14 protein-coding genes are annotated in these 22,116 nt (G+C 73.9%); 11 read left to right on the top strand and 3 right to left on the bottom strand.

What is annotated here, in order from left to right; genetic code table 11:
* Positions 1-58: 58 nt before the first annotated feature.
* From ACZ518_RS33180 to ACZ518_RS33160, 5 genes are all read left to right on the top strand, one after another.
* Positions 59-445, top strand: coding sequence for a nuclear transport factor 2 family protein (locus ACZ518_RS33180; protein ID WP_042804885.1), 387 nt, complete (start codon positions 59-61; stop codon positions 443-445).
* 69 nt (positions 446-514) lie between these two features.
* Positions 515-1,297 carry a thioesterase II family protein gene (locus tag ACZ518_RS33175; RefSeq protein WP_469116742.1) on the top strand — a complete coding sequence of 261 codons (783 nt, stop codon included), beginning with the start codon at positions 515-517 and terminating at the stop codon, positions 1,295-1,297.
* Between the two features lie 59 nt (positions 1,298-1,356).
* Positions 1,357-2,178, top strand: a complete 822-nt coding sequence (locus tag ACZ518_RS33170) for a class I SAM-dependent methyltransferase (RefSeq protein ID WP_469116741.1) — start codon at positions 1,357-1,359, stop codon at positions 2,176-2,178.
* 280 nt (positions 2,179-2,458) lie between these two features.
* Positions 2,459-3,412 carry an ABC transporter ATP-binding protein gene (locus ACZ518_RS33165; RefSeq protein WP_469116740.1) on the top strand — a complete coding sequence of 318 codons (954 nt, stop codon included), beginning with the start codon at positions 2,459-2,461 and terminating at the stop codon, positions 3,410-3,412.
* The gene (locus ACZ518_RS33160; protein ID WP_469116739.1) at positions 3,409-5,037 is read left to right on the top strand and encodes an ABC transporter permease; all 1,629 of its coding nucleotides are present in this window, start codon (positions 3,409-3,411) and stop codon (positions 5,035-5,037) included. The genes ACZ518_RS33165 and ACZ518_RS33160 overlap by 4 nt, the downstream gene beginning before the upstream one ends.
* 89 nt (positions 5,038-5,126) lie before the next feature.
* Here the strand turns inward: ACZ518_RS33160 and ACZ518_RS33155 are convergent, their stop codons facing one another.
* A complete protein-coding gene (locus ACZ518_RS33155; RefSeq protein ID WP_467895441.1) occupies positions 5,127-5,576 on the bottom strand; it encodes a nuclear transport factor 2 family protein in 450 nt (149 codons plus the stop codon).
* 11 nt (positions 5,577-5,587) lie between these two features.
* Positions 5,588-6,031, bottom strand: a complete 444-nt coding sequence (locus tag ACZ518_RS33150; RefSeq protein ID WP_469116738.1) for a nuclear transport factor 2 family protein — start codon at positions 6,029-6,031, stop codon at positions 5,588-5,590.
* Between the two features lie 210 nt (positions 6,032-6,241).
* On the opposite strand from ACZ518_RS33150, the gene ACZ518_RS33145 reads away from it, so the two are divergent.
* From ACZ518_RS33145 to ACZ518_RS33120, 6 genes are all read left to right on the top strand, one after another.
* Positions 6,242-7,675 (top strand): NAD(P)/FAD-dependent oxidoreductase, encoded by a 1,434-nt coding sequence (locus ACZ518_RS33145; RefSeq protein WP_469116737.1) that lies wholly within the window; start codon positions 6,242-6,244, stop codon positions 7,673-7,675.
* A gap of 189 nt (positions 7,676-7,864) precedes the next feature.
* On the top strand, positions 7,865-10,669 hold the full coding sequence (locus ACZ518_RS33140) for a helix-turn-helix transcriptional regulator (RefSeq protein WP_469116736.1): 2,805 nt from the start codon (positions 7,865-7,867) through the stop codon (positions 10,667-10,669).
* Between the two features lie 51 nt (positions 10,670-10,720).
* On the top strand, positions 10,721-12,778 hold the full coding sequence (locus ACZ518_RS33135; protein WP_469116735.1) for an APC family permease: 2,058 nt from the start codon (positions 10,721-10,723) through the stop codon (positions 12,776-12,778).
* Positions 12,779-12,986: 208 nt separating this feature from the next.
* Positions 12,987-13,727 carry a thioesterase II family protein gene (locus tag ACZ518_RS33130; protein ID WP_469116734.1) on the top strand — a complete coding sequence of 247 codons (741 nt, stop codon included), beginning with the start codon at positions 12,987-12,989 and terminating at the stop codon, positions 13,725-13,727.
* 170 nt (positions 13,728-13,897) lie between these two features.
* Positions 13,898-14,956, top strand: coding sequence for a cell division protein ZapE (zapE, locus tag ACZ518_RS33125; RefSeq protein WP_469116733.1), 1,059 nt, complete (start codon positions 13,898-13,900; stop codon positions 14,954-14,956).
* Between the two features lie 52 nt (positions 14,957-15,008).
* The gene (locus tag ACZ518_RS33120; protein ID WP_469116773.1) at positions 15,009-20,705 is read left to right on the top strand and encodes a type I polyketide synthase; all 5,697 of its coding nucleotides are present in this window, start codon (positions 15,009-15,011) and stop codon (positions 20,703-20,705) included.
* Positions 20,706-20,785: 80 nt separating this feature from the next.
* Here ACZ518_RS33120 and ACZ518_RS33115 read toward each other — a convergent pair whose 3' ends face one another.
* Positions 20,786-21,994, bottom strand: coding sequence for a cytochrome P450 family protein (locus ACZ518_RS33115; RefSeq protein ID WP_469116732.1), 1,209 nt, complete (start codon positions 21,992-21,994; stop codon positions 20,786-20,788).
* Positions 21,995-22,116 lie beyond the last annotated feature (122 nt).

The following is a 22,116-nucleotide window of genomic DNA, read 5'->3' as shown; positions in this document are numbered from 1 at the left end:
ACGCGCCTACCGTCACGCCCGCGTACGTACATCGATCACGACCGTGGAGGACCCCCTCATGCTGGACGAGCAGAAGCGCAAGGAAATCGTCGCGGAGTACTTCCGCAAGGTGAACGAGGGCGACATCGACGCCATCCTCACCCACTTCACCGAGGACGCCCGGATCGAGGACCCGGTCGGCCGTGAGCCCCGTGTCGGCCGCGCCGCCCAGCGCGAGTACTTCCACAGCAACATCGCCGCCGAGGTCACCGTCGCCCCCGGCCACGCCTCCGTCGGCCAGGACGGCAAGCAGGTCGCCGTTCCGGTCGCCGCGACGATGACCAACATCCTCGACCCGAACCGCACCCGCACCAACATCAACGCGGTGGACGTCTTCACCATCAACGCCGACGGCCTGATCGAGGACATGCGCGTCTTCTGGGGCATGAGCGACATCGGCGTCTGAGCCCCCCCACCGTGCCGCCGGAGCCCCGGCGCACCCGACAGGCGATCACGACCGAGGAGAGGTACGGAGATGAGCACCCCCGACGAGCACGGCGACCTGTGGATCCGGCGCTTCCACCCCGCGCCGGAGGCGCACCACCGGCTGGTGCTGCTGCCGCACGCCGGTGGCAGCGCGTCCTTCTTCTTCCCCTTCTCCAAGGAGCTGGCCGGGCACGCCGAGGTACTGGCCGTGCAGTACCCCGGCCGCCAGGACCGCCGGGCCGAACCGCCCCTGGACGACGTGGCCGCGCTGGTGGAGGAGATCCACCGGGCGCTGCTGCCCTGGACGGACAAGCCGCTGGTGCTGTTCGGGCACAGCATGGGCGCGGTGCTCTCCTTCGAGCTCGCGCGCAGGTTCGAGCGCGAGGGCGTTCCGCTGGCCGGCCTGATCGCGTCCGGCCGGCGCTCGCCGACCGTCCGGCGCGAGGAGAACGTCCACACCCGCGGCGACGACGCGCTGATCGCCGAGATCCGGGCCCTCAGCGGCACCGACGCGGGCCTGCTGGCCGACGAGGAACTGCTGCGGATGGTCCTGCCGGCGATCCGCAGCGACTACAAGGCCATCGAGACCTACCGCTACCGCCCCGACGGGCCGGGACCGGCCCTGAAGTGCCCGGTCAGCGTCCTCACGGGCGAGTCGGACCCGCGCGTGAGCGTCCCCGAGGCGATGGAGTGGCGGGAGCTGACCAGCGGCGGGTTCGGCCTGCGCACCTTCCCCGGCGGCCACTTCTACCTGACCCCGCAGCAGGCCGGTGTGACCCGGGCGGTCATCGAGGACCTCGCGGCCTTCACCGCGGTGCCGGCGGGGCGCTGACGCCCGCGCGCCGTCCGCGGCGTACCCGATCGACCGAACGAACCGAGATGGGTGTCCCCATGCAGACCAAGGTGCAGTTCAGCGCGGCGACGAGAAACCTCCTCGTCGCCCTCTACTCACGGGCCCATGACGCCAAGTCGGGGCGCCCGATCCTGGGCGACCGCCTCGCGGTCCAGGCGGTCGAGTCCATCGAGGACTACGACGAGCTGAAGGTCCAGCTCAAGATGCGCGACGACGACGCGATCTCCCTCGCCATCCGCGGCAAGGAGGTGGACCGCTGGGTGCAGGACTTCCTGAGCCGCAACCCGCGCTCCGTCGTGCTCCACCTCGGCGCCGGCCTCGACGGCCGCGTCTTCCGCATCGACCCCTCCGACGAGGTCGAGTGGTACGACCTGGACCTGCCGGAGGTCGCGCAGATGTACCGCGACCTGTTCCCGGAGCGGGACCACCACCACGTCATCGGCGCCTCGGCCCTCGACCCGGACTGGCTGGACTCGATCCCCGCCGACCGGCCGGTGCTCGTCGTCGCCGAGGGCGTCCTCGTCTACTTCACCGAGGAGCAGGTCCGCGACCTCGTCACCCGGATCACCGGCCGGTTCCCCTCGGGCGAGCTGCTGTTCGACGCCTACACGCCGTTCTCGGTGAAGGCGATGAACAAGCACTGGACGGTCAAGGCGACCGGCCAGCGGTTCATCTGGGGCCTGGAGGACCCGAAGGCCCTGGAGCGGTGGGACCCGCGGATCGAGCACAAGATGGAGTGGACCTTCACCGACTCGCCGTACGTGTCGCACATGCCGTGGATCTCGCGGGTCATGTGCCGGATCATGAACGTGATACCGGTGCTGCGGAAGTACAACCGCGTGATGCGCTACACCTTCTGACGGCCCGTGGGGCGTCCAAGGGGCCCGGGAGCCGATCGGCTCCCGGGCCCCTTCCGCGTGCCCGCCCGCAGGTCCGCGGGGCACAACCGGAACGCGGGCAACCCCTATCCGACACCCGTACGCACCCCTGAATCCGGCCATAGAACGGCCCTTGCATTGCTCCGGAAAGGCGATCGGCGGAATGCTGATCCGGGCCGCAACCTGGCCACGGTGCCGTCGTCTTGGGGGGTCGGACCGACGACGACTCCGATGAACACGACATCGTGAAAGGTGGTGTGCGGTGGCGCTGAGCGAGAACGCAATCGCCGCAACAGGACTGACCAAGAACTTCGGGAAGTTCCGGGCACTCGACGGACTCGACCTGACTGTCCGCGAGGGCGAGGTGCACGGCTTCCTCGGCCCCAACGGGGCCGGCAAGTCCACCACCATCCGGGCCCTGCTGGGCCTGCTGAGGCTGGACGGCGGACAGGCCACCCTGCTCGGGAAGGACCCCTGGGCCGACGCGGTGGAGATCCACCGCAGGCTCGCCTACGTCCCCGGCGACGTGAGCCTGTGGCGCAACCTCTCCGGCGGGGAGGCCATCGACACCCTCGGCGCCCTGCGCGGCGGCATCGACCAGGCCCGCCGGACCGAGCTGATCGAACGCTTCCAGCTCGACCCGACCAAGAAGTGCCGTACCTACTCCAAGGGCAACCGGCAGAAGGTCGCCCTCGTGGCCGCCTTCGCCTCGGACGCCGAACTCCTCATCCTCGACGAGCCCACGAGCGGTCTCGACCCGCTGATGGAGGCCGTCTTCCAGGACAGCGTCATGGAGGTCAAGCGGCAGGGCCGCACCGTCCTGCTCTCCAGCCACATCCTCGGCGAGGTCGAGGCCCTGTGCGACCGCGTCAGCATCATCCGCAAGGGCCACACGGTCGAGACGGGCACCCTCACCGAGCTGCGCCACCTCACCCGTACCGCCCTCTCCGTCGAGTCGGAGCGCGTCGTCACCGGCGTCGAGGCCCTCGCGGGCGTCCACAACGTGCGGGCGGAGGGCAACCACGTCCGCCTCGACGTGGACAACGGCAACCTCGACACCGTCCTCTCGCACGTGGCCTCCTTCGGCGTGCGCGCGCTCACCAGCACCCCGCCCACCCTCGAGGAGCTCTTCCTGCGCCACTACGGCGACCACGTGGAAGAGATCGGCGAGCAGAAGGGCGGGCGGCGCGCCAAGGCGGGAGCGGGCGCGCGATGAGCGAGTACGCGAACACCCAGCCACTGCTCAAGCTCGCGCTGCGCAGGGACCGCATCCAGCTGTCCGTATGGCTCTACGGCACCGCCGCGCTCGCCTACAGCGCGGCGGGCAGCGTCGGCAAGACCTACGCCGACGAGGCCGCCCGGACCGACGCGGTCAAGCTGCTCACCGACAACCCGGCCCTGCTGCTCACCCGCGGCGCGCCCGTCGGCACCAGCGAGGGCGCGCTCGCCATGGTGCAGGTCCTGACGTTCCTGTGCGTCCTGGCCGGCCTGATGAGCACCTTCGCCGTCGTCCGGCACACCCGCCAGAACGAGGAGAGCGGCCGCGCCGAACTCGTCGGGGCGGCCCCCGTGGGACGGCAGGCGGGCCTCGCCGCGGCCCTGCTGCTGGCCCTCCAGGCCAACGTGGGCCTGTTCATCTTCCTCGGCATCGTGCTGCCGCTGGCCGGGCTGCCCATCGGCAGCTCGCTCGTGGCCGCCGCGGCCGTCGCCGCGACCGGACTCGCCTTCGCGGGCGTGGCCGCCGTCACGGCCCAGCTGTCCGGCACCTCACGGGGCGCCAACTCGCTGGCCGGCGCGGTGATCGCCGTCGCCTTCCTGATCCGCGGCATCGCCGACGCCGGCGGAGAGGTACGGGCGTCGGGCACCGTCGTGGAGAGCACCTGGCTGTCCTGGCTGTCGCCCATCGGCTGGGCCCAGCGGACCAGCCCGTTCGGCGAGGACGCCTGGTGGGTCCTCGTGGTCCCGCTGCTGTTCGCGGCCGCCACGACGGCCGTCGCGCTGCGCCTCTCCGCGCGCCGCGACCTCGGCGCCGGCGTGTTCGAGGACCGGCCGGGCCCCGCCTCCGCCGCACCCGGCCTGCTCGGCCCGTACGGGCTGGCCAGGCGCCTGCACCGCGGCTCGCTGATCGGCTGGGCCGTGGGCGTCGCCGTGCTCGGCGCGGTGATCGGCGGCATGGGCAAGTCGGCCGGGGACGCGCTGAAGGACAACGCCGACCTCACCGAGACCCTCGGCAAGATCGGCGGCGGGGGCGGCGCCCCCGTGGACACCTTCTTCGCCTCGATGATGGTCATGGTCGGCGCGATCACGGCGGGCTTCGTCGTGCAGGCCCTGCTGCGGCTGCGGGCCGAGGAGACCTCCGGCCGGCTGGAGTCCCTGCTGGCCACCGCCATCGGGCGGGGCCGCTGGGTGGCCGGCCACGTGGCCGTCGCGGTCGCGGGCTCGCTGATCCTGCTGCTCGTCGCCGGACTGGCCGCGGGCCTCACCTACGGGGCCGCCGCGGGCGACGTCGGCGCGGGCGTGGCCGACCTGACCGGGGCGGCGCTGGTCCAGGCCCCCGCGGTCCTGGTGCTCGCCGGCGTCGTCGTGCTGGTGTTCGGCCTCGCGCCGGCGGCCTCCTCCGGCGCCGCGTGGGGGGCGCTCGCCCTCTGCCTGGTCGTCGGGCAGCTCGGCGCCCTGCTGAAACTGCCCCAGGCCGTGCGCGACATCTCGCCGTTCAGCCACCTGCCGGCACTGCCCGCGGTGGATGCCGAGGCGCTGCCGCTGGTGCTGCTGACCGCCGTGGCGGTGCTGCTCCTGTGGGCGGGCACCGCCCTGTTCGGGCGGCGCGACCTGGCCGCCTGAGACCGGGCCGCGACCCGGAACACACAGAGGCCGTCCGCACCGGTATCCCCGGTGCGGACGGCCTCCGTGTACGGGCGGACCGCTCCGTGTCACTCCTGGCCGGGGTCGAGCAGCGACAGGTCCGACTTCCCCCAGTACACCCACACCGCTTCGATCAGACCGTGCGAGCCGGTCCGGAAGATACTGGTGAGCGCGAATTTGATGCGCTTGCGGAACGGGTCCGCGGGCTTGTCCAGATATCCGTGCTTCGTCAGCGCGGGGCCCAGCGGCAGATAATTCATGTACACCGAGACCGGAATGGCCACGTGCAGGCCGTCCTGCGCGGCCACCGGAACGCCGGCGACATCCACCGTTTTCGCTTCCGCGGCCCGCTGGAAATGCACGCGCAATTCGTCGTGCCCGATCATCGGAACCGAACCGACCGGATCCTCGAAACGCACGTCCTTCGTGTACAGCTCCAGCATGTGGTCCACGTTGCCGCTGCTCATGCGACGGCAGTGCTCCAGCGCCAGCTCCTTGCGAGCCGCCTCGTCCAGCATCTCTTCCTCCCCTAAGCCGCGTCGGCGAGGGAGACGTCGCTCGCCCCCCAGTAGGCCTTCATGTCCTCGATCAGCCCGTCGTCCCCGGCCCGGATCACCATCAGGAAGCGGAACACCATCCGCTGCCGCGCGGGTGCGGCCGGGGCCGGCAGTACGCCGTGCCGCGTCAGGATCGGCCCGAGCGGCAGGTAGTCCATCGTGGCGACCACCGGAACGGCGGCGTGCCGCCCGTCCTGGGCCGCCACCGGCGGTCCCGGCACCTCCACCGTGTTACTGGTCACCGCACCGGTCGCGTGCGCGCGCAGCGCCGCGTGGCCCTGCTGCACCCCGGCGCCCACCGGGTCCTCGAAGCGGACGTCCGGCGAGTACAGCTTCAGCAGCCCCTCGACGTCCCCCGCGTTGACCCGGCGCGTGTGTTCCAGGATCAGGTCTTTCAGCGCCGCCTCTTCCAGCATGGATTCTTCTCCTTTCGGCAGGCCGGACCATCGTCGCGGCGGCCGCGCCGATCCCGCCATAGGCGCCTTGTTTGATAGGGGTTCGTAGGGGGTTCAGGGCATTGTGGGCGAGTGCTAGCGTCGCGGGGATCGGGAATGCCTGCACCGGCTCCCGGGAATTCGAATTCGACGGTGCGCAAGGCGTCTGACGGATGGAAGGGTCACGCACTCATGACCGCAGAAACACGCGCCGTGGTAATCGGTGGCGGCCTGGCCGGAATGCTGGCGTCCACGGTGCTCGCGCGGCACGTGGACCACGTCACCGTGGTGGAACGGGACGTGTACCCCGAGGGGCCGGAACCGCGCAAGGGCGTACCCCAGGCCCGGCACGCCCACCTCCTGTGGTCGGGCGGCGCCCGCGCCATCGAGTCCCTGCTGCCCGGCACCCTCAAGGCCCTGGCCGACGAGGGCGCCCACCGCCTCTACCTGCCGCGCGACATCGTCTGGTTCACCCCGTACGGCTGGCAGACCCGGTTCCCCGGCAGCCAGTTCATGATCACCGCCAGCCGGGCCCTGCTCGACTGGGTGGTCCGCGAGCAGGCGCTGAAGAACCCCCGGATCGAGGTGCGCCGGCAGACCGGCGTCACCGGCCTCACCGGGTCCGCCGCCCGCGTCACCGGCGTCCGCCTGCGCGACGCCGAGGGACACGAGAGCGAGCTCGCCGCGGACTTCGTCGTCGACACCGGCGGACGCCCCTCCCAGACCCTCAAGTGGCTGCCCGAGCTGGGCCTGCCGGAGGTCGAGGAGGACGTCGTCGACACGGGCATCGCATACGCCACCCGCGTCTACCGGGCCCCCGCCGGCGCCGAGACCTTCCCCATGGTGAACGTCGCCGCCGCCCCCGGCACCGGCGAGCCCGGCCGCAACGGCGCCCTCGTCCCCATCGAGGGCGGCCGCTGGCTGGTCACCCTCGCCGGTACCCGCGGTGCCGAACCCCCCACCGGGGACGACGAGTTCATCCCCTTCGCGCGCAGCCTGCGCCACCCGGTCATCGCCGACCTGCTGGAGCACGCCGAACCGCTCGGCCCCGTCCAGGGATCCCGCTCCACCGTCAACCGCCGCCGCTACTACGAACGCCTCGCCACCTGGCCCGACGGCCTGCTCGTACTCGGCGACGCCCTCGCCGCCTTCAACCCCGTCTACGGGCACGGCATGAGCTGCGCGGCCCTCAGCGCCCGCGCCCTGGACACCGCCCTGACCCGCGGCGGCCTCGGCGCCGGCACGGCCGACGCCGCCCGGCACGCCGTCGCCAAGGTCGTCGACGACCCGTGGCTGCTCGCCACCACCCAGGACATCTGCTACCCCGGAACCCGCAACCACGCCAAGGACCCGCGGATCGCCCCGCGCCCGCAGGACGCCCAGCAGTTCGCCGACCTGCTCGGCACCGCCGCCCTGTACGACCCGGTCGTCAACGCGGCCGCCATGCAGGTCACCTCGCTCGCCGCGCCCGTCGCCAGCCTGGAGTCCCCGCACCTGGTCGCCGCCCTGCGCAAGGCGGGAGCCGCCGGCGCGTTCAACGAACTGGACGGCCCTCCCTTCACCCCCGCCGAGCGGGCCGTCCTCAGCACCGAGGACACGGAAGCACCCGCCCTCACCGGCGCGTAGGGGACACCCCTTAGCAGACCGCGCCCGGTCCGCGGCCCGCCGGCCGGGAAAAGGGCGTGATCATTCCCTCCGCACTTCCTGCCGGGCAACTAGTGACGGGCACGAAGCCGGTCGGCTCCAGCGGTTCACAAGGCATCGTTTGCTGCGGTTCGAGGCAAGGCGACGCGGAGGGGGCGGACCATGAGGCTCATGTGCAGGGAAGACGTGTGCGCACAGCTCGAAGACGCGCTGACGGCATGCGCGTCCCGGACGGCGGGCGTCGTGCTCCTGGAAGGGGCGGTGGGCTGCGGAAAGACGGAAATGCTGCTGCACGTGGCCGAAAGGGCCGAGAGGCTCGGCGCCCTGGTGCTCCGGGCCGCCGGCTCCGCCCAGGAGCGCGACGTCCCCTACGGAGTCCTGCGCCAGCTGACCGCCGGACTGCCCGACGGCACCCTCCCGGCCGGAACCCCCGGCCGGGAGCAGCCCGGCGGACGCGAGCTCATCCAGGCGCTGCGCACCGCCGCGGACCGGACTCCGGTCGTCGTGTGCGTGGACGACCTCCACCACACCGACCCCGACTCCCTGGACCGGCTGCTGGACGTCGGCCGCGCCGTACGCGGCGAGCGGCTCCTGCTGGTGCTGGCCGACGCGCCCCACGAGCACGCCGAGAGCCCGCTCGCACGCACCGAGTTCCTGCGCCACCCGGGCTTCACCCGGATCATGCTCGGGCGGCTCGACGAGCCGGGGACCGCGGCCCTGCTGGAAGACCACACCGGCCGCCCCGCGACCGACGCCGACACCGCCTGGCTGCACGGCGCCACCGGCGGCAACCCGCTGCTCCTGCGGGCCCTGCTCAGCGAGCGGCCCCGCCCCGTACGGGGCCCCGCCGACCGGTGGCCGGAACCCGCGCCCGGCGGCCCCTTCACCCAGGCCGCGCTGACCTGCCTGCACCGCGACGGCGCGGACTCCCGCACGCTGGCCGTGGCCCTCGCCGTCCTCGGCGACGACGCCACCCCCGAACTGACCGCCCGGCTCGCCGGAACCGGCCCCACCGCCGCCGCCCGCGCGGCCGCCGCCCTGGAGGCCTCCGGGCTCACCGAGGACGGCCGCCTGCGCCATCCCGCCGTGGCGGCCGCCGTCCTCGACGGAGTCTCCCGGCACGAGCTCGCCCTGCTGCGCACACGCGCCGCCCACGTGCTCCACGAGTCGGGCGCCCGCGCCGGCACCGTCGCCCCGCACCTGCTCGCCGCCGCCGAGGCCGGCGCCGGCCCGGAGGAGGCCCCGCGCGGCGACTGGCCCGTCCAGGTCCTGCGCGAGGCCGCCCTCCAGGTCCTCGTGGACGACGAGCAGTGCGACCACGCCGCCGCCTGCCTGGAACTCGCCCGCACCCTGTGCGCCGACGAGCAGACCGGCTGGGAGATCGGCCTCCAGCTGGCCGCGGTGACCTGGCGCAAGCACCCCGCCGCCGCCGAACGCCACCTGGACGGCCCGCTCGCCGCACTGCGCCGCGGCCTCCTCGGCCCCGCCGCGGCCGGCCGGCTCGCCCGGCTGCTCGTGGCCCAGGGCCGCATCGAGGACGCCGCCGAGGCCCTCGAACGCATGGCGGACCCGCGCGCGGCCGCCCGCACCACCCGCGAGGACCCGCTGCGCGAACTGTTCGCACTGCCCCCCACCACGTCCCCCGCGTCCCCCGCGGCCCCCGCAGGCCCCGCGAGCCCCTCCGCCCCGGCCGCCGGACCCGGCGCACCCGGCGCACCCGGCGACCATCCGGGGGCCCCCGCCCGGACCGGCACCGCCGAACTGCGCTCCTCCGCCGCCCTGTGGACCCACCCCGACAGCGCCGGCGACGAACAGGCCGCCGAACGCCTCCTCAAGGGCACCCCGCTGGCCCACGCCACCTTCGACCCCATCGTCCAGGCCGTCCGCACCCTGGTGCACGCCGACCGCCCCGACCGGGCCGTCGTCTGGTGCCGGCGCCTGCAGACCGAGACCCAGCCCGCCGGATCCCCCGGCTGGCAGTCCGTGTTCGGACTCGTGCACTCCGAGGCGCTGCTGCGCCTGGGCGACCTCACCGGCGCCGAACGCGAGGCCTCCGCCGCCGTGGACGCCGTCGCCGACCGGGGCGGACTCTTCCTCTTCGGCCCCGTCGCCACCCTCGTCACCGCCCTGACCGCGATGGGCCGGTACGACGCCGTGGCCCGCCGCCTCCAGACGCCCGTCCCCGAGGAGCTCTTCTCCAGCGTCTACGCCCTCAACTACCTCAGGGCGCGCGGCCACTACTACCTGGCCACCCACCGCCACCGCGCGGCGCTCGGCGAGTTCCTCGACGCCGGCCGGCTCGCCCAGCGCTGGGGCCTGGACCGGCCGCGCCAGCTCCCCTGGCGCACCGACGCCGCCGAGGCCCTGCTGCGGCTCGGCGAACACCGCCAGGCCGAGCGCTTCGTCGTGGAACAGCTCGCCACCTCGGGCGTCCGCAGCCCCCGCGTCCTCGGGGTCTCCCTGCGGCTGCGCGCGGCCACCTCCGAACTGCGCCAGCGCCCCAAACTGCTCACCCGGGCCGTCGACGAACTCAGCCGCTCCGGCGACCGGCTGGAACTGGCCAAGGCCCTCGCCGACCTCGGCCGCGCCCTGCTGCTGCTCGGCGAGGGCACCCGGGCCGGCATGGTCACCCGCCGGGCCTGGCACCTGGCCGCCGACTGCGGGGCCGCGCCGCTGTGCGCGCAGATCATGCCGGGCCAGACCGGCACCGAGCAGCGCACCGCGCCCGAGCAGCGCACCGAGGAGGCCCCGGAGACCGAGCAGCTCAGCGAGTCCGAGCGGCGGGTCGCCGCGCTCGCCGCGTACGGCTACACCAACCGGGAGATCTCCGCGAAGCTCTACGTCACCGTGAGCACCGTCGAGCAGCACCTCACCCGCGCCTACCGCAAGCTCGGCATCTCACGCCGTCAGGACCTGCCCATGAGCCTGCAGTTCGACAGCCTCGAAAGCGCCTTCCCGGGCGTAGGGGTCGCGTAGGGGCGGGAAGGGGAGGGGGCCGGACCCGGCCCCTGCCTAGCATCGGGCCGCGTGTCCACCATTACTGACCTGACCAAGCGGGTCCTGCTGGGGCGTGCGCTGCGCAGCGAGCAACAGCACGGCCAACTGCTGCCCAAGAGGATCGCCCTGCCGATCTTCGCCAGCGACGCCCTCTCCTCCGTGGCCTACGCGCCGCAGGAGATCATGCTCACCCTGGGCGTGGCGGGCATCGCGGCGTACCAGTACACCCCGTGGATCGCCGGCGTCGTGGTGGTCGTGCTGCTGACCGTCGTCGCCTCCTACCGGCAGAACGTCCGCGCCTACACCAGCGGCGGCGGCGACTTCGAGGTGGCCAACACCAACCTCGGCGAACGCTCCGGCCTGATGGTGGCCGCCGCGCTGCTGTGCGACTACGTGCTGACCGTCGCCGTATCGGTGTCGGCGGCCGTGGAGAACCTCGGCGCGAGCATCCCCTTACTGGCGGACCACCGCGTCGAGGCCGCGATCGCGGTCGTCGTCCTGATCTCCCTGATGAACCTGCGCGGCGTCCGCGAGTCGGGCGCCGCGTTCGCCATACCCACGTACGCCTTCATGCTCGCCGTCCTCGGCATGATCGTCTGGGGTGCGGTACGGCTGCTCGGCGGCGACGAGCTCCGGGCGGAGACCGCGGACCTGACCATCCGGGGAGAGAGTGCCGGCCTCGCCGGATTCGCCCTCGCCTTCCTCGTCCTGCGGGCCTTCTCCTCCGGCTGCACCGCGCTCACCGGCGTGGAGGCCATCAGCAACGGCGTCCCTGCCTTCCGCCGGCCCAAGGGCGAGAACGCCGCGACCACCCTGGTCCTCCTCGGCGTCCTCGGCGTCACCATGTTCGTCGGGGTGACCGCCCTCGCCTACCGGACGGGCGCCAAGTTCGCCGACCCGGCGCACGGCAGCCACCTCGTCGACCCGGTCACCGGCCAGGACGCCGGCATCCCCCACCCGGTGATCGCCCAGGTCGCCAAGACCGTCTTCGAGGGCTTCTCACCGGCGTTCTACTTCGTCACGGTGATGACCGGCATCATCCTCGTCCTCGCCGCGAACACCGCCTTCAACGGCTTCCCGGTGCTCGGCTCCATCCTCGCCCGCAGCCGCTTCATGCCGCGCCAGCTGCACACCCGCGGCGACCGCCTCGCCTTCAGCAACGGCATCGTCATCCTCGCCGCCGCGGCCGGCCTCCTCATCTACGCCTTCGACGCGGCCGTCACCCAGCTCATCCCGCTCTACACGGTCGGCGTGTTCGTGTCCTTCACCATCAGCCAGATCGGCATGGTCCGGCACTGGAACCGGCTGCTGCCCGGTGCCGCCGACGCCCGCGGCCGCTCCGCGATGCGCCGGGCCCGCGCCATCAACGCCGTCGGCGCCTGCATCACCGCCCTGGTGCTGGCCGTCGTCCTCGCGACCAAGTTCGTCAGCGGCGCCTGGCTGGTGTGCCTGGCCATGGCCTGCCTCTACGCGCTGATGCGGGTCATCCGACGCCACTACGACCGGGTCGCGGAGGAACTGGAACCCGACGACCACAGGCCGGTGGCCGCCCTCCCGGGCCGGACGCACGTCCTCGTCCTCGTCTCGCAGCTGCACAAGCCCACCCTCCGGGCCGTGGAGTACGCCCACGCCCTGCGCCCCGACACCCTCCAGGCCGTCTCGGTCTCGGTCGACCCGGACGCGGCCGCCCAGCTGCGCGGGGAATGGGACCGCTCGGGCATGCCCGTACCGCTCGAGCTGCTCGACTCCCCGTACCGGGAGATCACCCGCCCGGTCCTGGAGTACGTCCACCGCTTCCGCACCGACCACCCGCGCGACGTGGTCGCGGTGTTCATCCCCGAGTACGTGGTGGGCCGGTGGTGGGAGAACCTGCTGCACAACCAGAGCGCCCTGCGCCTCAAGGCCCGGCTGCTGTTCCAGCCCGGCGTCATGGTCACCAGCGTCCCCTGGCAGCTGGCCTCCTCCGAACGGGCCGGAGGGCGCCCGGAGCGCGCCGCGCCGGGATCCGTCCGCAAGTCCTCGCCCCGCCACCCCGCCCCCGGACCGGGCACCGGCACCGGCACCGGCCCCGCGGGGCCGCAGGACTGACACCGGGCCGCGGCACCGCCCCGCCCCTCCCGCCGGACGGCCGCCGCTCGCCCCTCCCGCCCCCGGACAGGGGTGGGCAGGGGCCCCGGCAGGGGTGGGGGCCGCGCGTACGCCGCCGTAACGTCGGGCGCGACGACACGTGTGAGCGAGCGATCTTGGGGGAACCGTGGTCCGTCGGCCTTGGGACGTGGAGTGCCCGGACGCACCCGTGAGGCTGTTCTGCCTGCCGTGGGCGGGCGGCAGCGCCGTGACCTACCGCCGCGGCTGGCCCCGCGCGCTGGCACCCGACGTCGACGTGCACGCCGTGGAACTGCCCGGCCGGGGCGCCGAGTTCGGCGAGCCGCTGCTGCGCCGGGCGGAGCCGCTGCTCGACGCCCTGATGACGCGGATCGTCCCGCTCGTCGACCGGCCGTACGCGGTGTTCGGCCACAGCATGGGCTCCATGCTCGGCCTGGAACTCACCCGCCGCCTGGTCGGCGCCGGCCTGCCCGAACCCATCCGCATGTTCATGTCCGGCAGCGGCATGCCGGGCCGCCGCCCCCGCACCGAGGGCAGCCCGCTGCACGAACTGCCCGAGAACGAGTTCCGCGAGTGGCTGCGCAAGACCGGCGGGACCCCCGCCGAGGTCTTCCGCAACCCCGAACTCCTGGACCTCGTCTCGCCGCTGCTGCGCGCCGACTTCGAGCTCTGCGACGCCTACCGCTACCGGCCCGCACCGCCCTTCGGCTGCCCCGTCACCGCGATCGGCGGCGACAGCGACCCCTACGTCCCGGTCGACGCGCTCGCCGAGTGGGCCGAGATCACCACCGGGCCCTTCGACCGCCTGGTGCTGACCGGCGGCCACTTCGCCTTCCAGGAGCACCTGGACAGGGTCCACGCCTTCGTCGCCGCCGCCCTGCGCAGCGCCGTACGCGGCCTCACCCACACCCCGGCCGGGCCGGCCGCATAGGGGTCGCCGGGCCGGGCGCAGGGGTGGCCGGGCCCGGATCAGGGGTGAGGGGAGGGGCCGTGGTGATCCAGTCTTGGAGGGGACCGTACGCGTCGGGAAAGATGATCATCTCCTGATCGCTCGTGCGCATCAGGATTCGATACCAACGGGAAACTGGTGATCATCAGTTGATGCGGGAGTTCGAACGCGCCGCCCAGCAGGCCGGATTCGTCATGGACGACGCCCAGCGGCAGGCCGCCCTCAGGCTCGGCGAGCTCGGCGCCGACATGACGCGCCGACGGGGACTGTTCAGCCGCAACGCCGCACCGGCGCGCGGGGTGTACCTGTGGGGGTCGGTCGGCCGCGGCAAGAGCTGGCTGACCACCACCTTCTACGAGGCCGTGCCGCTGCGGAACAAGCGCCGGCTGCACTTCCACGACTTCTTCCGCGAGTTCCACGCCGCGTACCACCGCCACCGGGGCGACCGCCGGGTCACCGACCGCGCCGTCGCCGAACTCCTCGGCGACTGCCGCTTCCTCGTCTTCGACGAGTTCCACGTCCACGACGCCGGTGACGCGATGCTGATCGGCCGGGTGCTCAGGTCCATCCTCGACCAGAAGATCACCCTGCTCACCACCTCGAACTACCCTCCGTCCGGACTGCTCCCCAACCCGGTCTTCCACGAGATGTTCGAGCCCACGATCAAGATGCTCGAAGAGACCATGGACGTGGTCGAGCTCGGCGGCGGACGCGACTACCGGGCCGAGTACGGATCCGGCGCGGCCCGCTCCGAGTTCGAGCGCGGGGCGTACGTCTGGCCCGGCACCGGCGAACAGCTCGCCGAGCAGGGCCTGGGCCCCGGCCTGCCCGAGGCGGCCGAGCGGCAGCCGGTGGAGGTGGGCGGCGGACGCGCGGTCTCCGCGCTGGCGGTCCGCGGCGACCTGGTCTGGTTCGACTTCCACGACCTGTGCGACCGGCCGTACTCGACCGGCGACTACCTGGCGGTGGCGGACCGCTTCCCCGTCTGGGTGCTCTCCGGCCTGCCCCGCCTGGCCGGGGAGGACCGGGACGCGGCCCAGCGGTTCGCCAACCTCATCGACGTGCTCTGCGACCGGGACGTACGCCTCGTCCTCGTCGGAGAGGCACCGATCGACGACGTACTGCGGGGCGAGAACCTGCCGCTCGACGTCAACCGGACCGCGAGCCGCCTGTCGCTGCTGTCCGCCACGGCCGACTCCGACGCGCACTGAGCGGGGCCCGGTCGGTGCGGAACGCGCGGCTCCCTCCGCAGCTGTTTCCGACATCAGACAACAAAGGGCAATGCCGATGGCGACCGAACAAGAACTCCGCGACTACCTGAAGCGCGCGACCGTCGAACTGCGCTCCGTCAAGCAGCAGCTCCACGACGCCGAGGAAGCGGGCCACGAGCCCATCGCCATCGTGGGGATGGGCTGCCGCTTCCCCGGCGGCGTGACGTCCCCGGAGGACCTGTGGAGGCTGCTCGACGGGGGAGTCGACGCGATCTCCCCCTTCCCGGCCGACCGCGGCTGGGACCTCGGGGCGCTGTACGACCCGGACCCCGAGCGGCCCGGTACGACGTACACCCGCGAGGGCGGGTTCATCGACCGCGTCGCCGAGTTCGACGCCGGGTTCTTCGGCATCAACCAGCGCGAGGCCCTCGCGATGGACCCCCAGCAGCGCCTGCTGATGGAGACCGCCTGGGAGGTCGTCGAACGCGCCGGGATCGACGCCGCGTCGCTGCGCGGCAGCCGCACCGGAGTGTTCCTCTCGGTGATGTACCACGACTACGCCAACCTCCTGGAGGGCCGGGAGGACCTGGCCGGCTACGTCATCAACGGCAGCGCCGGCAGCATCGCCTCCGGCCGCATCGCCTACAGCTTCGGCTTCGAGGGCCCCGCCCTCACCGTGGACACGGCCTGCTCGTCCTCGCTGGTGACCCTGCACCTGGCCGCCGAGTCGCTGCGCCGCGGCGAGTGCTCCCTCGCGATGGCCGGCGGTGCGACGGTGATGTCCACGCCGGCCTCCTTCGTGGAGTTCAGCCGCCAGCGCTCCCTCGCCCCCGACGGCCGCTGCAAGCCCTTCTCCGCGCACGCGGACGGCACGGGCTGGTCCGAGGGCGTCGGCATGCTCCTCCTGGAGCGGCTCTCGGACGCCCGGCGCAACGGCCACCCCGTCCTCGCCGTCGTCCGCGGCACCGCCGTCAACCAGGACGGCGCCAGCAACGGCCTCACCGCCCCCAACGGCCCCTCGCAGCAACGGGTCATCGGGCAGGCCCTGGCCAACGCCCGGCTGGCCGCCGACCAGATCGACGCGGTCGAGGCCCACGGCACGGGCACTTCGCTCGGCGACCCCATCGAGGCGCAGTCGCTGCTGGCCGCCTACGGCCAGGACAGGCCCGCGGACCAGCCCCTGTGGCTGGGCTCCCTCAAGTCCAACATCGGCCACACCCAGGCCGCCGCCGGAGCCGGCGGGGTCATCAAGATGGTCATGGCCATGCGCCACGGCGTACTCCCCAAGTCCCTGCACGCCGAAGAGCCGACCCCGCACGTCGACTGGGCCTCCGGCGCGGTGGAGCTGCTCACCGAGGCCCGGCCGTGGCCCGAGACCGGGCGGCCCCGGCGCGCCGCCGTGTCCTCCTTCGGCATCAGCGGCACCAACGCCCACGCCATCCTGGAACAGGCCCCCGACCCGCTCCCGGCGCAGGCCGCCCCGGCGGCCGGAGCCCCGGCCGCCGACGAGGACACCGCCGCACCCCCCGCCCGCCCCGCGGCCTTCTCCCGCGACGCGGACGCCACCGCCCCGCCGCTCGCCTGGACGCTCTCCGGCCGCACCGGCCAGGCCCTGCGCGCGCAGGCCGGGCGGCTGCGGGACCGGATCGGGACGGACCCCGCCGCCGACCCGCACGCCGTGGCCGCCGCCCTCCTGCACACCCGCTCGGACTTCGAGCACCGCGCCGTCCTCCTCGCCGGGGACCGGCCCGGCTTCCTGCGGCAGCTGGACGCGCTGGCCGCCGGCCCGGACACGGGCGGGGACGACGCACGCCCCGACGGGCCGATCACCGGTACGGCCCGGGCGTCCGGCGTCCGGCCGGTCTTCGTCTTCCCCGGCCAGGGCTCGCAGTGGACCGGCATGGCCCTCGGACTCCTCGACGCCTCCCCGGCCTTCGCCGAACGCATCGAAGCGTGCGAGGCAGCGTTCGCCCCGTACGTGGACTGGTCGCTGACCGACGTCCTGCGGGCGGCGGACGGCGCACCCTCCCTGGACCGGGTGGACGTCCTGCAGCCCGCCCTGTTCGCGGTGATGCTCTCCCTCGCCGAACTCTGGCGGGCCTGCGGCGTCGAACCGGCCGCCGTGGTCGGCCACAGTCAGGGCGAGGTCGCCGCGGCCGTCGTCGCCGGCGCGCTGTCCCTGGCCGACGGGGCCCGGATCGTCGCACTGCGCAGCCAGGCCCTGCTGGAGCTGTCGGGGACCAGCGCGATGGCCTCGGTCGCCCTGCCGGCCGAGCGGGTCGCCGCCCTGCTGCCCGCCTGGGACGGACGGCTCTCCCTCGCCGCCGTCAACGGACCGACCTCCGTGGTCGTCGCGGGCGACCGCACGGCCCTGGACGAACTGCTGGAGAAGCTGACGGCCGACGGCGTCTGGGCCCGGCGGGTCCCCGGCGTGGACACCCCGGGGCACTCGGCGCGCATCGAGGAGGTGCGCGAACGGATGCTCGACGCCCTCGCCACCACCGCCCCGGCCGACTCCGCCGTCCCCTACTACTCCACCGTGACCGGCACCCTCCAGGACACCGGGGGACTCGACGCCGGCTACTGGTACCGCAACATGCGCCAGACCGTCCAGCTGGAGCAGGCCGTCCGCGCCCTCGCCGCCGACGGCTACGCCCACTTCCTGGAGATCAGCCCCCACCCGGTGCTGGGCGTGGGTCTCGCCGAGACCCTCGAACAGACCGGCACCGACGCCTTCCTCGGCGAGACGCTGCGCCGGGACGCCGGCGGCACCGGACGCTTCCTCACCTCCCTCGCCACCGCCCACGTCCACGGCATCGGGGTGGACTGGGACGCGGCGTACGCCGGGCGGCTGCCGCACCCCGCCGACCTGCCCACGTACGCCTTCCAGCGCAGCCGGTACTGGCCGCAGGCGCTCGCCCCCGCCGGCGACGCGACCGCGCTGGGCCTCGGCTCCGCCGGACACCCGCTGCTCGGCGCCGCCGTCCCGCTGCCCGACACCGACGGGTTCCTCTTCACCACCCGCCTCTCGACGGCCACCCACCCCTGGCTCGCCGACCACGCGCTGCTGGGCCACGCCCTGCTGCCGGGCACCGCGTTCCTGGAGCTGGCCCTGCACGCCGGCCGGCAGCTCGGCTGCGCACGCGTGGAGGAATTGGTCCTGGAGGCACCGCTGCCGCTGCCCGAGCAGGGCGGCGTCCAGGTACAGCTCACGGTCGGCGCGGCCGACGGGACGGGCCGCCGGCCGGTTGCCGTGTACGCCCGCACCGACGGCGCGGACGCCGACCCGGCCGGGACCGGGCAGCCGTGGACCCGCCACGCCGGCGGGCACCTCGCCCCGGACACCGCCCCCGCGGCCACCGCCTTCGGAGTGTGGCCGCCCGAGGGCGCGACCCCGGTCGACGTGAGCGGCCTCTACGCCGAGTTCGCGGCGGCGGGCTTCGGGTACGGGCCCGCCTTCCAGGGCCTGCGCGCCGCGTGGCGCCGGGGCGACGAGGTCTTCGCCGAGGTCCGCCTGCCCGAGGACCAGCAGGGCGGCGCGGCCGGCTTCGGACTGCACCCCGCCCTGTCGGACTCCGCCCTGCACGCGATCCCGCTCGGCGCGCTGGACGGCGGGGACGGCGGGGACGGCGGGACGGGCGGGATCGGCCAGGGCCGGATGCCGTTCGCCTGGCACGACGTGACCCTGCACGCCACCGGCGCCCGGTCGCTGCGGGTCGCCCTCGCACCCGCCGGGAACGAGGCCGTCTCCCTGGAACTCACCGACCAGACGGGCCTTCCGGTGGCCGGTGTCGGGTCGCTGGTGCTGCGGCCCCTGAACCGGGAGCAGCTCGCCGGGGCCCGCCCCGGGCACGGCGACTCCCTGTTCCGCCTCGACTGGGCCCCGGTCCCCGCGCTCCCGGCGGCCCCCGACGGGTCCTGGGCGGTGCTGGGGCCGGCCACGCCCGGCCCGGCCTCCGGCGCGCCGCGGATCACGGACCTCGCGGAGCTCACCACCCTCCCGGCGCTCGTGCTGGCCTCGCCCGCCGCGGGCGCCGCCGAGGTGCGGCCCGCCACCGCCGCCACCCTCGAACTGCTCCGGTCGTGGCTGGCCGACGCCCGCCTCGGGGACTCCCGGCTGGCCGTGGTCACCCGGGGCGCGGTGGCGACGGGGGAGGGCGACGGGGCCCCGGACCCGGTCCAGGCGGCCGTGTGGGGCCTGGTGCGCTCGGCGCAGTCGGAGCACCCGGAGCGGTTCCTGCTGATCGACCTGGAGCGGCGGGGCACCGGCACCGACGGGGCCGCCGACCAGGAGGACCTGGCCCGGGCCGTGGCGTCCGGCGAGCCCCAGAGCGCGGTCCGCGGCGGCACCGTGCACGCCCTGCGCCTGGCCCGGGCGGACGCGGCCGCGGCCGCGGACGCGTCCGGCGAGCCGCTCTTCGCCCCCGACGGAACCGTCCTGGTCACCGGCGGCACCGGAACCCTGGGCCGCGCCGTGGCCCGCCACCTGGTGACGGAACACGGCGTCCGCCACCTCCTCCTGGTCAGCCGCTCCGGCGGCGCCGGAGACCTGGTGGCGGAACTGGACGCGCTGGGCGCCGCCACGACCGTCGCCGCCTGCGACGTCGCCGACCGCGACGCACTGGCCGCACTGCTGGCCGCGATCCCGGCCGGGCACCCGCTGACCGCCGTCGTCCACACCGCCGGCGTCCTGGACGACGGCGTGGTCGAATCCCTCACCCCGGAACGCTTCGAAGCGGTCCTGCGCCCCAAGGCCGACGCCGCCCGGAACCTCCACGAACTCACCGCGGACCTCGGCCTGTCGGCGTTCGTCCTCTTCTCCTCCGCCGCCAGCCTGTTCGGCGCCCCCGGCCAGGGCAACTACGCGGCCGCCAACGCCTACGTCGACGCCCTCGCCCAGTACCGGCGCTCCCTCGGCCTGCCCGCGCAGTCCCTCGCCTGGGGCCTGTGGGCCGAACGCAGCGGCATGACCGGACACCTCGACGGGGCCGGACTCGCCCGCATCGAACGCGCCGGAGCCCAGGCCCTGACGACCGCCGAGGGCCTCGCCCTCTTCGACGCGGCGCTCACCTCCCCCGAGGCGGTGCTCGTCCCGATGCGGGTGGACCTCGCGGCGGTACGCGCCCAGGCGGCGGCCGGCGAGAGCGTGCCCCCGCTGCTGCGCGCCCTGGTCCCGGCACCGGTGCGCCGGGCCGCCGCGGAGGCGGCGCCCGTGACCTCGCCCGCGCACCGGCTGGCCGGGCTCCCGGAGCACGAGCGCACCCGCTTCCTGTCCGACCTGGTACGCGGCCACGCCGCCACCGTCCTCGGCCACGCGGGGCCGCAGGACGTCGAGGCGGACCGCGGGTTCCTGGAGCTGGGGCTCGACTCGCTGACGGCGGTCCAGCTCCGCAACCGCCTCGGCACCGCCACCGGACTGCGCCTGCCCACCACGCTCGTCTTCGACTACCCGACGCCGGCCGCGCTCGCCGCGTACCTGCGCGGCCTGCTGGTGGTCGAGGAGCCGCGGCCGGCGGTGTTCGGCGAACTGGACCGGCTGGAGGACACCCTCCGGGCGACCGCCTCCCAGGACTCCGAAGAGGTCCGGGCCGAGGTGTCCGCGCGCCTGGCGGACCTGCTGGCGCTCCTCGGGACCGGGGCGCCCGGCGGGAGCGCCGGAGAAGCCGGCGCGGGGACCGCCGCCGCGGCCCTGGGCACCGCCTCCGCCGACGAGATATTCGACTTCATCCAGGCGGAATTCGGCAGGTAGCAGCCGGACGGAACGCAGGAGGGCCTGCGGCAGGCGGATCGATCCGCCTGCCGCAGGCCCGTTCCTTTTCCCTTCCCCCGTTACGGGCGAAGGCGCACCGGAAGCGTCTCCAGGCCCTGCATCATAAAGCTCTTGCGCCAGCGCAATTCGGAATCCGGAACGGCGAGGGAAAGGTTCGGGAAGCGGTCCAGGATATCGCGCAGCGCGATTTCCATTTCCGCCCGGGCGAGCGGCGCGCCGACGCAGTAGTGGATTCCGTGCCCGAATCCCAGGTGGCCGTTGGTGGACCGGGCCACGTCGAGCCGGTGCGGGCAGGCGAACTTCGCCTCGTCCCGGTTGGCCGACCCGAGCAGCACCGACACGTACTCGCCGGCCCCGACGGTCACCCCGCCCAGCTCCAGCGGCTCCGTGGCGTAGCGCAGGGTCGCCCGGTTGCCCGGCCCCTCGTAGCGCAGGAACTCCTCGTTGGCGGCCGGGATGAGGCCGGGGTCCGCGCGGACCGCCGCGAGCTGCTCCGGGTGGCCGAGCAGGGCCCGTACGCCGTGCCCGATCATGTTCACGGTGGTTTCGTAGCCGGCCACCACCAGCAGGAAGACCGTCGAGACGAGTTCGACGTCGGAGAGCTGGTCCTGGTCGTCGCGGGCGGTCACCAGCGCGCTGATGAGGTCGTCGCCCGGGTCGGCGCGCTTGTGCTGGATCATCTGCCCGATGTGCTGCCCGAACTTCGCCATGTTCGCGCCGGCGTTCTCGTTGTCGTTCGACATGATGGCGCCCGTCAGTCCCACCAGGACCGGCAGGTGTTCGGCCGTGATGCCCAGCAGCTCGCCGAGCACCTTGACCGGGAAGACCGCCGTGTAGTGCTCCACCAGGTCGACCACGCCGTCCCCGGATTCGGCGGCCGCCTTCTCAGCCGAGTCGAGCAGCTCCGCGCTGATCCGCTCGATCGTGGGCCGCAGCCGCTCCACGCTGCGCGCCGTCAGGGCCTTGTTGACCAGCTTGCGCAGCCGGGTGTGGCCCGGCGGGTCCATGTTGAGCATGTGCCGGCCCACCGAGCTGTGCTCCAGCCGGGGCGTGCCGCCCTCGCTCATCTCGCGGTCGAAGTAGCCCAGCTCGACCGAGGTGTCGATGTCCTTGGACAGCGCCGGGTGCGTCATGGCGATCCGGGCCTCCTCGTGGCTGACGACCGCCCACACCCGCAGGCCGCTGGGCAGCAGCATCCGGTGCACCGGCCCCTTCGCCCTGAGGTCCGCGAAGGCCGGATAGGGGTTGCTCAGAAACTCTTCGTCCATTACGGGAAGGGACACGAATGCTCCTCGGATTACTGAATAGGGGTTGCCCAACAGGCTGCTTAAGGGGTTGTTTCAGGGGTTCGCAGGGGCCGATAGGGGTCGCCCTGGGTAACACCACTATT

It is taken from the genome of Streptomyces sp. NPDC033966 (assembly GCF_055575955.1).
Note: the sequence above shows the minus strand (reverse complement) of the source record. Positions and strands in the feature narration are given on the sequence as shown.

What these genes read in the sequence shown, in the direction of transcription:
- ACZ518_RS33180 (WP_042804885.1), top strand. Translation starts at nt 59, where the DNA reads ATGCTGGACGAGCAGAAGCGCAAGGAAATCGTCGCGGAGTACTTCCGC.
- ACZ518_RS33175 (WP_469116742.1), top strand. Translation starts at nt 515, where the DNA reads ATGAGCACCCCCGACGAGCACGGCGACCTGTGGATCCGGCGCTTCCAC.
- ACZ518_RS33170 (WP_469116741.1), top strand. Translation starts at nt 1,357, where the DNA reads ATGCAGACCAAGGTGCAGTTCAGCGCGGCGACGAGAAACCTCCTCGTC.
- ACZ518_RS33160 (WP_469116739.1), top strand. Translation starts at nt 3,409, where the DNA reads ATGAGCGAGTACGCGAACACCCAGCCACTGCTCAAGCTCGCGCTGCGC.
- ACZ518_RS33155 (WP_467895441.1), bottom strand. Translation starts at nt 5,576, where the DNA reads ATGCTGGACGAGGCGGCTCGCAAGGAGCTGGCGCTGGAGCACTGCCGT.
- ACZ518_RS33150 (WP_469116738.1), bottom strand. Translation starts at nt 6,031, where the DNA reads ATGCTGGAAGAGGCGGCGCTGAAAGACCTGATCCTGGAACACACGCGC.
- ACZ518_RS33145 (WP_469116737.1), top strand. Translation starts at nt 6,242, where the DNA reads ATGACCGCAGAAACACGCGCCGTGGTAATCGGTGGCGGCCTGGCCGGA.
- ACZ518_RS33140 (WP_469116736.1), top strand. Translation starts at nt 7,865, where the DNA reads ATGTGCAGGGAAGACGTGTGCGCACAGCTCGAAGACGCGCTGACGGCA.
- zapE (WP_469116733.1), top strand. Translation starts at nt 13,898, where the DNA reads ATGCGGGAGTTCGAACGCGCCGCCCAGCAGGCCGGATTCGTCATGGAC.
- ACZ518_RS33115 (WP_469116732.1), bottom strand. Translation starts at nt 21,994, where the DNA reads ATGGACGAAGAGTTTCTGAGCAACCCCTATCCGGCCTTCGCGGACCTC.